General features: G+C 62.5%; 10 protein-coding genes. 6 read left to right on the top strand and 4 right to left on the bottom strand.

Annotated elements, in window-relative coordinates; genetic code table 11:
• The first annotated feature begins 95 nt into the window (after positions 1-95).
• From AB1A62_RS17285 to AB1A62_RS17265, 5 genes are all read left to right on the top strand, one after another.
• On the top strand, positions 96-587 hold the full coding sequence (locus tag AB1A62_RS17285) for an Lrp/AsnC family transcriptional regulator (protein ID WP_366662710.1): 492 nt from the start codon (positions 96-98) through the stop codon (positions 585-587).
• Positions 588-747: 160 nt separating this feature from the next.
• Positions 748-1,890: a glycine cleavage T C-terminal barrel domain-containing protein gene (locus AB1A62_RS17280; protein ID WP_366662709.1), complete on the top strand. Its 1,143-nt coding sequence runs from the start codon at positions 748-750 to the stop codon at positions 1,888-1,890.
• A 23-nt stretch (positions 1,891-1,913) separates the two neighbouring features.
• Entirely contained in the window at positions 1,914-2,363 is a 450-nt protein-coding gene (locus tag AB1A62_RS17275) for an OsmC family protein (protein WP_366662708.1), read from the top strand.
• A gap of 23 nt (positions 2,364-2,386) precedes the next feature.
• The gene (locus AB1A62_RS17270) at positions 2,387-3,187 is read left to right on the top strand and encodes an enoyl-CoA hydratase (protein ID WP_366662707.1); all 801 of its coding nucleotides are present in this window, start codon (positions 2,387-2,389) and stop codon (positions 3,185-3,187) included.
• A 4-nt stretch (positions 3,188-3,191) separates the two neighbouring features.
• Positions 3,192-4,826 carry an acyl-CoA synthetase gene (locus AB1A62_RS17265; protein WP_366662706.1) on the top strand — a complete coding sequence of 545 codons (1,635 nt, stop codon included), beginning with the start codon at positions 3,192-3,194 and terminating at the stop codon, positions 4,824-4,826.
• Positions 4,827-5,391: 565 nt separating this feature from the next.
• On the opposite strand, the gene gyrB is transcribed toward AB1A62_RS17265, so the two are convergent.
• Together gyrB and AB1A62_RS17255 are read right to left on the bottom strand one after the other, a co-directional pair.
• Complete coding sequence (gene gyrB, locus AB1A62_RS17260) at positions 5,392-7,809, bottom strand: DNA topoisomerase (ATP-hydrolyzing) subunit B (protein ID WP_366662705.1); 2,418 nt, start codon at positions 7,807-7,809, stop codon at positions 5,392-5,394.
• Positions 7,810-7,902: 93 nt separating this feature from the next.
• Positions 7,903-8,493, bottom strand: a complete 591-nt coding sequence (locus AB1A62_RS17255) for an NAD(P)H-dependent oxidoreductase (RefSeq protein WP_366662704.1) — start codon at positions 8,491-8,493, stop codon at positions 7,903-7,905.
• 105 nt (positions 8,494-8,598) lie between these two features.
• Here AB1A62_RS17255 and AB1A62_RS17250 point away from each other — a divergent pair, with 105 nt between their 5' ends.
• Positions 8,599-9,192 (top strand): TetR/AcrR family transcriptional regulator, encoded by a 594-nt coding sequence (locus AB1A62_RS17250; protein WP_366662703.1) that lies wholly within the window; start codon positions 8,599-8,601, stop codon positions 9,190-9,192.
• On the opposite strand, the gene AB1A62_RS17245 is transcribed toward AB1A62_RS17250, so the two are convergent.
• A complete protein-coding gene (locus tag AB1A62_RS17245) occupies positions 9,189-9,809 on the bottom strand; it encodes a LysE family translocator (protein ID WP_366662702.1) in 621 nt (206 codons plus the stop codon). The genes AB1A62_RS17250 and AB1A62_RS17245 overlap by 4 nt on opposite strands.
• Positions 9,806-10,903: a DNA replication/repair protein RecF gene (recF, locus tag AB1A62_RS17240; protein WP_366662701.1), complete on the bottom strand. Its 1,098-nt coding sequence runs from the start codon at positions 10,901-10,903 to the stop codon at positions 9,806-9,808. The genes AB1A62_RS17245 and recF overlap by 4 nt, the downstream gene beginning before the upstream one ends.
• Positions 10,904-10,931 lie beyond the last annotated feature (28 nt).

Below are 10,931 nucleotides of genomic sequence, written 5' to 3'. Positions count from 1 at the left end.
ACGGCAAACCGCTTCGCAGATCAAGATGTTGCTTCCGGCTTCTTGTTGGTGATTGTATTGGACCGCCAACCCCTTGCTTTGAAAGGCCCTGATGCATGGACAAGTTCAGCCTTGATGCGACTGATATCCGCATCCTCAGCGCAGTCCAAAGGCACGGCCAGTTGAGCAAAACCAAGCTGGCGGAGATCGTGAATTTATCGCCGACCCCGTGCTGGGCCCGCCTGACAAAGCTGAGGGCAGCCGGGTTTATCCGCGGTTATCACGCCGACATCGCGCTCGACCGGGTCTGCGATTTCACGCAGGTCATCGTGACGGTCTCGCTCACCCATCACCGCAAGTCGGATTTTGACCGCTTCGAGGGCCGCATACGGCAGCTGGACGAGGTCACGGAATGCATCGCCACAGGCGGCGGCATGGATTACGTCCTGAAGATATTTACCCCAAGCCTGGCAGCCTTTCAGGAGTTGATGGAAGCCCTTCTGGCCGCCGATCTGGGGATTGACCGTTACATGACCTATATCGTGACGCGCAGTGTTAAATCCGCCCAGCCGAATATTGCGCGGCTAGCGGCCAGAACCGGCAAGTGACACAAGCCGACTGAACGGGCTGCACTGAGCCAGACAACAGTCCGTTTGGTCCGTCCAGGGCTTGTTTTCAGTCCGCTCCCGGCCTGCCTGTGCGGTTAATCCTTCACCCAGTTCAAACAGTCCGCGGCTGATCGGGCCGGGGATGCAAAGGGTGAAAGAGATGATGCAATCAGACGGCTTCGGGTTCGGTACACAGATCCGCAAATCCCCCTATTTCGACGCCACCGTGCGCTGGGGCGCCAAGGGTTTCTCGGTGTACAACCACATGTACATCCCGCGCGATTTCGGCGATCCGGAGCAGAACTTCTGGAACCTGGTGAACGACGCGATCCTGTGCGATGTGGCGGTGGAGCGCCAGGTGGAAATCACCGGCCCGGATGCGGCGAAGTTCGTGCAGATGCTGACCCCGCGCGACCTGTCGAAAATGGCCGTTGGCCAGTGCAAATACATCCTGATCACCAATGCCGATGGCGGCATCCTGAACGACCCGATCCTGCTGCGGCTGGCGGAAAACCACTTCTGGATCTCGCTGGCAGACAGCGACATCCTGCTGTGGGCGCAGGGCGTGGCGGTGCATTCCGGCATGAATGTCACCATCGGCGAGCCCGACGTGTCGCCCCTGCAGCTGCAGGGGCCGAAATCCGGCCTGATCATGCAAGAGCTGTTCGGCGACAGCATCCTGGACCTGAAATACTACTGGCTGCGCGAAGTGGAGCTGGACGGCATCCCTCTGATCGTGTCGCGCACCGGCTGGTCCAGCGAGCTGGGCTATGAGCTGTATCTGCAGGACGGATCGCGCGGCGACGAGCTGTGGGAAAAGATCATGGCGGCGGGTAAGCCCTTTGGCCTGCAGCCGGGTCACACCTCCTCGATCCGGCGGATCGAAGGCGGCATGCTATCCTATCACGCCGATGCCGACATCCACACCAACCCGTTCGAGGTGGGCCTCGGCCGCCTGATCGGCCTGGACATGGAAGCGGACTTCATCGGCAAGGAAGCTCTGCGCCGTATCAAGGAAGAAGGCATCAGCCGCACACAGGTCGGCCTGGTTATCGATTGCGCCCCGCTCAAAGGCCCCAACACCACTTTCTGGGCGATCTCCAAAGATGGTGGCAACGTGGGTAAGGTTACTTCGGCCGTCTACTCGCCGCGCCTTGAGAAGAACATCGCACTGGCGATGGTCGCGGTAGGGAGTTCTGAACTGAACACCGAAGTCGAAGTGATGACTGCCAGCGGTCCTGCACAGGCCAAGATTGTCGAGATCCCCTTCTACGATCCCAAGAAATCGCTCGCAGCAAGCTAAAGCCAGAACGAGGACTTACGGAAATGCCGGATATTTCGATCGATCTGCACTGGCAGCGAATTGAGCCCGAACTCAAGCCCGGCGCCTACACCGCCGAGCATACCGTTCAGCTCAACAACGGATATGACGTGCAAGTGGACGCCGCCCCCGGCTATGGCGGCGATCCAAGCTGCACCAATCCCGAGCAGGCGCTGGCGTCGGCCCTGTCCAGCTGTCACATGCTGACCTTTCTTGCTCTGGCCGCCAAGGCCGGCTGGCCGGTGGCCAGCTACCATGATCACGTGGTGGCGCATCTGGGCAAGAACCCGAAGGGCAAAATGTCGGTGACCCGCTTGGATATGCACCCGCTGGTGCGGTTCGACACCGGCTTTCAGGTCAATGAAGCTGATCTGGCACAGATGCAGGACCGGGCGCACCGGTACTGTTTCATCGCCAACACGCTGGCTGACTTCGTCGAGATCAGCATTCACTGACCCTCAAAACAGGAGAGAGCCCCGTGCAAGACACCGATATCCTGCTGCGCGACCTGGATGACGATGGCGTCCTTCGACTGACCCTGAACGATTCCGGGCGGCGCAATGCCCTGTCCGAGGCGATGCTGGAGGCGCTGGCCCAAGCCATTGCCGAAGCGGGAGAAAATCCACAGGTGCGCGTTGTCGTCCTGGCGGCAAACGGCCCGGCCTATTGCGCCGGGCATGATCTGAAGGAGATGACCGCCGGGCGCGCGGCAAAGGATGGCGGCCGGGCCTATTTTGCCAAGGTGATGGCGATGTGCTCTGCCGCCATGCAGGCCATCGTCAACTGCCCCAAGCCGGTGATTGCTGAGGTCACCGGGATCGCCACAGCGGCGGGCTGCCAGCTGGTGGCCAGCTGCGACCTGGCCGTTGCAGCGGACACCGCGCAGTTCAGCACGCCGGGGGTCCATATCGGCCTGTTCTGCTCGACGCCGATGGTGGCGCTGTCGCGCAATGTCTCCAGCAAGCATGCAATGGAGATGCTGCTGACCGGCGACATGACACCGGCCCGGCGTGCAGAAGAGATCGGCCTGATCAACCGCGCCGTTCCGTCCGCAGACCTGCGCGAGGCGACAATGGGAATGGCCCGCAAGATCGCCTCAAAGTCGGTAATGACCTTGGCCACCGGCAAACGCGCCTTCTATGCGCAGCGGGAGATGCCCCTCTCGGAGGCCTATGGCTATGCCTCCAGTGTGATGGTCGAAAACATGCTGGCCCGCGACGCCGAAGAGGGCATCGGCGCCTTCCTCGAAAAACGCAGCCCCCAATGGCAGGATCAATAGGATCATGACGGAGAACCCGTACAACACCGGCCTGGACCGCACTCCCGCGAACTATCAGCCGCTGACGCCGCTGAACTTCCTGGAACGCGCCGCCAGCGTCTTTCCGGACCGCACCGCAATCGTGCACGGGCGGCTGCGGCGCAGCTATGCGGAGTTTTACGCGCGCTCGCGGCGGCTCGCCTCGGCCCTGGCCAAGAACGGCATCACCCGAGGCGATACGGTGTCGGTGCTGCTGCCCAACACGCCGGCGATGCTGGAATGCCATTACGGCGTGCCGATGTGCGGCGCGGTGCTGCATTCGATTAACACGCGGCTGGATGCTGCGGTGATCGCCTTCCAGCTCGACCACGCGATGTCGAAACTGGTGATCGTCGACAGCGAGTTCATGCCGCTGATGCAGGAGGCGCTGGCGCTCGCCACGGTGTCACCGGTCCTGATCCAGTACGACGACCCGGAGTATGACGGTGCGCGAACAGATGCGGAGGCCGCCGACTACGAGGTGTTCCTGACCCGCGGCAACCCGGATTTCGCCTGGCTGATGCCGGAGGACGAATGGGATGCGATCTCGATCAACTACACCTCCGGCACCACCGGCGACCCTAAAGGCGTGGTTTCGCACCACCGGGGCGCCTATCTGCTTGCGCAGGGCAACGCGCTGACCACCTCGATGCAGAAACACGCGGTCTATCTCTGGACCCTGCCGATGTTCCACTGCAACGGCTGGTGCTTCCCCTGGACACTGTCCGCCATCGCGGGCACCCATGTGTGTCTGCGGCAGGTGCGGGCGGAACCGATCTGGAACGCTCTCGCGGACGAGGGGGTGACCCACCTGTGCGGCGCCCCCATCGTGATGTCGCTGCTGATCTCGGCGCCGGAAGAGGCCAAGCGCGATCTTGCCCAAACCGTGCAATTTTTCACCGCCGCCGCACCGCCGCCCGAAAGCCTGCTGGCGGACATGAAGGCCGCCGGGTTCGACGTGACCCATCTGTACGGGCTGACGGAAACCTACGGTCCGGCGGTGGTCAATGACTGGCACAACGACTGGTCAGACCTGCTGCCCGCCGAACAGGCCGCGCTGAAGGCGCGCCAGGGCGTGCGCTACCTGCCGCTGGAGCAGCTGGACGTACTGGACCCCGACACGATGCTGCCGGTGCCGCGCGACGGCCAGACCATGGGCGAGGTCATGTTCCGCGGCAACGTCGTGATGAAGGGCTACTTCCGCAATCCCAAGGCCACCGCCGAGGCCTTTGCCGGCGGCTGGTTCCACTCGGGTGATCTGGGGGTCATGCACCCCGACGGCTATATCCAGCTCAAGGACAGGTCAAAGGACATCATCATCTCGGGTGGTGAGAACATCTCCTCGATCGAGGTCGAAGAGGCGCTTTACCGCCACCCGGCTGTTGCGGTGGCCGCCGTGGTTGCCATGCCGCATGAAAAATGGGGCGAAACCCCCTGCGCATTTGTCGAATTGGCCAAGGGGCAGGAGGCCGATGCGGAGATCCTGCGCAGCTGGTGCCGTGAACGCCTGGCCCCTTTCAAGGTCCCGGGCAGGTTCGTGTTCACGGCGATACCGCGAACCTCAACCGGTAAGATCCAGAAATATGCCCTGCGAGAGCAGGCAAGGAAAGTAGCGTCCTGACTTGGGAAGCAGCACACCAAGCGATGGAGTGCACTGCATTAGCGCCCAGCAATGAGTGGAATTGTGCTGTTTCTAGAATCATCAGGACGACTATTGGTGTTTTGCGAATACAGCGAACGTTGGAATAGACGGGCAGCGACGCAGCACGCGATAGAGGCAGGAGCCGCAGCGAAGGGCCATCCCCGTCGTGTAAAAACCGCCCCGCCGAAAGGTAGCCAGGACCAGCAATATGCCTGCTGCGAAAGGTCGGCGGCAATTCCACTTGGACATTCATGTCTGACGCAGCATGAGCGGTCATTGTCAGAGCCCTTGCCGAACTGCAACGGCGAGCTCTCCAAGAAGCTTGGTACAGGTTTCCGCCCGGCTCCACTTGTGGAGGATCTGCGCCCATCGAACGCGGCCATGCTTGAGGATCGGGCTGCCGCCAAAAAAATGCCCTGCAACTCCCGGCGGGGCAATTTGAACCAAAAAACTAACGATGGCGTCAAATTCTTTCCACACTACTATGGGCGGAAAGCGCAAAACTTTGGGGTGTCCGCTGTGCTATGGGGATCCCTACAAAACCTTAGAAATCCAGGTTCTCCACGCTGAGGGCGTTCTTTTGAATGAACTCCCGGCGCGGCTCTACAACATCCCCCATCAGCTTGGTGAACAGATCATCCGCTTCGACCATATCGTCGATACGTACCTGCAGCAGGGTGCGGGCATCCGGGTCCAATGTGGTTTCCCACAGCTGGTCCGGGTTCATTTCACCCAGGCCCTTGTAGCGCTGCAGGGTAAGGCCCTTTTCGCCCTCCTCCAGGATCGCCTTGAGCAGCCCCAGCGGCCCGTGAATGATCTGGCTGCGGTCGCGGCGGACCAGCTGGGCGGTGGTGCCGTAGACTTCCTGCAGGCTCTGGGTGAAGCTGCCGGTCTTGCGGGCCTCGCCGGAGCGCAGCATCGGGCCGTCAAGGGTGCGCACCTCCTCAACCCCGCGCAGGATACGGGCCAGGCGGATGCCGTGGTCCTGGGTGATCCGGCCCTGCCAGCCGCGCTCATACTCCAGCGCGATGGCATCCAGGCGGGCGGCAACCTGATCGGCAACGCCCTGCAGGTCGGAATCCACCGCGCCGGGCACAAAGGCGCCGGCCACGGCTGCCTGCTCCAGGATGTGGCGCGGGTAGTGGGTCGGGAAGGCATCCAGCACGCGTTTGAGCTGGCGTGCCTCGTCCACCACGCGGGTGAGGTCGGCGCCGGCCATTTCGGAGCCGTCGCCCAGTTTCAGCACCGCGCCGTCGACGCCCTGGTTGATCAGGTAGTCGTCCAGCGCCGCCTGGTCCTTGAGATAGACCTCGGACTTGCCGCGCGCGACCTTATAGAGCGGCGGCTGCGCGATATAGAGGTAGCCGCCCTCGATCAGCTCCGGCATCTGCCGGTAGAAGAAGGTGAGCAGCAGGGTGCGGATGTGGGCGCCGTCGACGTCCGCGTCGGTCATGATGACGATCTTGTGGTAGCGCAGCTTGTCGATGTTGAACTCATCGCGGCCGATACCGGTGCCGAGCGCCATCACCAGGTTGCCGATCTCCTGGCTCGACAGCATCCGGTCAAAGCGCGCGCGTTCCACGTTCAGGATCTTGCCGCGCAGGGGCAGGATCGCCTGGGTCATCCGGTCCCGCCCGGTTTGGGCGGAGCCGCCAGCCGAGTCACCCTCGACCAGGAAGACTTCAGTCTTGGAAGGGTCCTTCTCGGAGCAGTCCTTAAGCTTGCCCGCCAGATAGTTCACGTCCATCGCGGTCTTGCGGCGTGTCAGCTCACGGGCCTTACGGGCGGCTTCGCGGGCCAGGGCGGCCTCGACAATCTTGCCAACGATCTGCTTGGCCTCGTTCGGATTTTCCTCAAACCACTCGGCCAGTTTTTCGCCCATCAGGCTCTCCACCACCGGGCGCACCTCGGAGGACACCAGCTTGTCCTTGGTCTGGCTGGAGAACTTCGGGTCCGGCACCTTGACCGACAGAACACAGGTCAACCCTTCGCGGGCGTCATCACCGGTGAAAGAGACCTTCTCTTTCTTGGCGATCCCCGACGTCTGCGCGTAGTTGTTGATGGTCCGGGTCAGCGCGCCACGGAAGCCCGCCACATGGGTGCCGCCATCACGCTGCGGGATGTTGTTGGTGAAGGGCAGCACTGTCTCGTGGTAGCTGTCGTTCCACCACATGGCTATCTCGACGCCGATGTCGTCCTTTTCCCCCACGATGTAGACCGGAGCCTCCATCACCGGGGTCTTGTGCCGGTCCAGGTATTTGACGAATTCCTTGACCCCGCCCTCGTAGAAGAGCTCAGCCGAGAGTTTCTCTGCCGGGCGCTCATCCTCCAGAATGATCCGTACGCCGGAGTTCAGGAAGGCCAGCTCGCGCAGGCGTTTTTCCAGGGTTTCAAACGAATATTCCAGGTTGGAGAACGTGTCGGTAGACGCCATGAACCGGACTTCGGTGCCGGTCTGGTCGCCGCAATCTCCCACCACTTCCAGATGCTTGACGGTATCGCCGCGTTCAAACCGGGCCACGTGTTCCTTGCCGTTGCGCCAGATGCGCAGTTCCAGCCAGTCGCTGAGCGCGTTCACAACTGACACACCCACTCCGTGCAGACCGCCCGACACCTTATAGGAGTTGCTGTCAAACTTGCCGCCCGCGTGCAGCTGGGTCATGATGACCTCGGCCGCCGACACGCCTTCCTCGGCATGAATATCCACCGGGATGCCGCGGCCGTTGTCGCTGACCGAGACGCTAGAATCGGCGTGGATCTTGACCGTTACGTGGTCGGCGTGGCCTGCCAGGGCCTCATCGATGCCGTTGTCCACAACCTCGTACACCATGTGATGCAGGCCCGAGCCGTCATCCGTGTCCCCGATATACATGCCGGGGCGCTTTCGGACGGCCTCCAACCCTTTGAGAACCTTGATGGAATCCGCGCCGTATTCTGCGGGGGCCTGCTCGTTTCCGGACATTCACATCTTCCTGTCTTAGCTTCGGGATTTTATACGAAACCTGACCGGGATTGTCACGCGCAAGCCCCCTTTTTTCATGGGTCTATCAGACGATTATGCGCCCAGCGCTCCAAGTTCCGCCGCAGTGCTGAGCCAGGCCGCGCGCTCCTCGCTGCTTGACCCTTGCAAAGCACCAAAATGGCAGGTCTCAGCCGGGTCAATTCCGACAAAATTCAGGATCTGGCGTTCCACCTGAACATGCGCGGCATTGTCGTAGTACTGCGCCATCAAATCGGGCGGCGTGTCTGACGCAACCAGGACCCGTCCCGACTTTCCTGCCAGAAGCGGCTTGGGCAGGCCATCGGTGACGATGCGGGGATCAAAGGTGCGACCTGGCAGCAGGATCCGGTCGAAAAGCCCCTTCAACTTGCCCGGCATGCCGCCCCACCACAGGGGAAAGGCAACGACCACATGGTCCGCCCATTCGAAATCCGAAAGCACCGCTTCGATTTGGGGTTCCGGCTTCTTTGCGCCGGTGAAACCAGCCTGTCCGAAATCCGCATCAAACTCCAGCTGTGACAGCTTGTGCATGCGCACATCATGACCGGCACCGTCAGCGGCAGACCCATAGCTATCGCAAAGCGCCCCGGTAAAGGTGTTGGAAGCCGGATGGCCGTTCAGAATCAGGATTTTCCGGGCAGACATTTCACTCTCCATTAGATAAGTTGACCGTGGTCACTTTATTGAATCAAAAATGACCGCGGTCAATTATAAAAATGACCACGGTCAAAAATACTCGTGAGGCTGAAAATGACACGTGCACCGCAGAAACGGCGGCTTGAAACCCGGGCGAAACTGCTGGAGGTGGCAGCGGCCATCGTGCAGGAGCAAGGCTACAGCGGATTGCGGGTTGAGGATGTGGTCGCCCGTGCCAGAGTGGCCAAGGGCACCCTGTTCTCGCATTTCAAGGACAAGGACGGGCTGCTGGCCGTGCTGATCGGGGATGAGGTCATGCGCCTGCTGGACGGGATGGAGGCGGGTGGCGCCCCCCAGGACGCGGCTGAGCTGACCGCCCGGCTGGCGCCGCATCTGGACTATGTCGGCCAGGACCGGGTGATCTTTGATTTGCTGCTGCGCTACTCCGGCACCACGGCAGCAGAGCCGGACGAAGTGGTCACCGCAGGCTTCCTCCGCCAGGTTGCCCTGCTGACCCGCTGGCTTCAGCTTCTGCAAGCAGCAGGCCGGATCCGCCGCGATCAGCCGCCGGAACTTCTGGCCGAAGGCATTCAGGCCTTCCTAAACCACGTCCTGGGTGTGTGGTTCTGCATGGAGCACGATGATGAAACGCCGCCTGCCAGGGCGCTTGAGCCCTATCTGCAGGCCTGGCTGCAGCCCGCCCCTTAGGTGAACGGGATCACCAGCCCGACGCAGATCAGCAGCCCGCCGGAGACCAGATTGATCCGCCGCCGGATCCGGGTGGAGGTCACCGCACGGCGCACGCGGTGCACCATCCCCGCCAGCGCTAGGTTGCCCAAAAGCGGCACCAGGAAGGACAGGGTGACAATCGCGGCAATGTCGCTCCAGGAAATGCCCGACAGGTCAAAGAATCCGGGCAGCACGCCCATGTAGAACAGGATCGCCTTGGGATTTCCGAGGATCACCGCGATACCGGCCATGAAACCGGCCCAGATGCCAGGGCGGGTCAGGGCCCGGTTTTCCTTGACCGCGTCGCCGGCATGGCGGATCAGCAGATACCCCATACCCAGGAACATCCCGCAGGCCACCCAGCGCAGCACGGTCATGATGCCCTCGAATTCCGAGACCACCCAGGACATACCCGCCACCGCGATCAGCGGCCAAAAGATGTCGCCGCAGGCGACGCCAACCGCCAGCGGCCAGGCCGCCGGGAACCCGCCGGAAACCGAGCGCGCCATCAGCGCCAGCCAGACCGGGCCAGGAGTCAGGAACAGGATCAGCAAGGCGCCGGCGTAGAGCGCCAGATCCCAAGGCGTCACGGTCATTTCTGGGAAACCTCCGACACGCCTTCGGCTTCCGACACTTCCAGCAACTGCGCCCGGCCACCCAGTTCCGCAAACAGCTCCGGGCCAGTGCCGGTCATCCAAGCCTGGGTGCCAAGCGCGCAGATCTCATCGTAAAGCGCTCCCCGGCGGCCTGCATCCAGATGCGCGGCTACCTCGTCCAGCAGCAGGATCGGCGGCGCGCCTTCGCGCTGCGCCAGCGCCCGCGCATTGGCCAGGATCAGCGACACCAGCAGTGCCTTTTGCTCACCGGTGGAGCAATCCCTGGCCGGGATGCCCTTGGCCCGATAGGTGCCAATAAGTTCGGTGCGGTGCGGCCCCACAAGCGTGCGCCCCGCGGCCAGATCGCGAAACCGGCTTTCCTCCAGCGCCTCTTTGAACTCCGCCTCCGTAGAGGGCATGCTGCCCTCTGACTGCATCAGCTCCAACTCCGCGGCGGGAAAGGCTGTCTCGGCATTAGTCTGCGCCTGCTGCAGCAAGTCCACCGCCTGCACCCGCGCAGCGTGGACCCGGTGACCGGCAGATGCCATCCGGTCCTCCAGCACCCGGTACCAGGCAGCATCGCGGATCTGCTCCTTCAGCAGCCGGTTGCGTTCGCGCATCGCTTTCTCATAGGCCAGCGAGGCCTCGGCATGGGCGGGTTCAAAGCTGAGCGCGATCCGGTCCAGAAATCGCCGCCGCCCCTCGGCGGCTTCGATCCAAAGCCGGTCCATGGCCGGGATCAGCCAGACCACCCGGGCCACCTGCCCCAGCGCCACCTGGCTGGCGGATTTGTTGTCTATCTTGACCTGGCGGGCATTGCCGCTTTCGGACCAGGTTTCCACCTCACAGGTCTGCGAAGGCGTCCGCAGCTCGCCCTTCAGCTTCCAGCCCAGCATCTCCGGCTGGCGCGCCATCTCCGCTGCGCTGGCCCGGCGCAGGCCGCGGCCGGGGGAGAACAGCGATACCGCTTCCAGGATGTTGGTCTTGCCCGCGCCGTTGTTTCCATAGATGGCCACCGGACGCCCGTCCAAACGCAATTCCGCCCGCATATGCGAGCGGAAATGGGACAGGGTCAAGGCAGTCAGGGCCAGCACGAGGCGCGCTCCCTATTCATCTTTTCAA

The sequence above is a fragment of the Leisingera sp. JC11 genome, from assembly GCF_040704725.1.
Lineage (GTDB): Bacteria > Pseudomonadota > Alphaproteobacteria > Rhodobacterales > Rhodobacteraceae > Leisingera.
Note: the sequence above shows the minus strand (reverse complement) of the source record. Positions and strands in the feature narration are given on the sequence as shown.

What these genes read in the sequence shown, in the direction of transcription:
- AB1A62_RS17285 (WP_366662710.1), top strand. Translation starts at nt 96, where the DNA reads ATGGACAAGTTCAGCCTTGATGCGACTGATATCCGCATCCTCAGCGCA.
- AB1A62_RS17280 (WP_366662709.1), top strand. Translation starts at nt 748, where the DNA reads ATGATGCAATCAGACGGCTTCGGGTTCGGTACACAGATCCGCAAATCC.
- AB1A62_RS17275 (WP_366662708.1), top strand. Translation starts at nt 1,914, where the DNA reads ATGCCGGATATTTCGATCGATCTGCACTGGCAGCGAATTGAGCCCGAA.
- AB1A62_RS17265 (WP_366662706.1), top strand. Translation starts at nt 3,192, where the DNA reads ATGACGGAGAACCCGTACAACACCGGCCTGGACCGCACTCCCGCGAAC.
- gyrB (WP_366662705.1), bottom strand. Translation starts at nt 7,809, where the DNA reads ATGTCCGGAAACGAGCAGGCCCCCGCAGAATACGGCGCGGATTCCATC.
- AB1A62_RS17255 (WP_366662704.1), bottom strand. Translation starts at nt 8,493, where the DNA reads ATGTCTGCCCGGAAAATCCTGATTCTGAACGGCCATCCGGCTTCCAAC.
- AB1A62_RS17250 (WP_366662703.1), top strand. Translation starts at nt 8,599, where the DNA reads ATGACACGTGCACCGCAGAAACGGCGGCTTGAAACCCGGGCGAAACTG.
- AB1A62_RS17245 (WP_366662702.1), bottom strand. Translation starts at nt 9,809, where the DNA reads ATGACCGTGACGCCTTGGGATCTGGCGCTCTACGCCGGCGCCTTGCTG.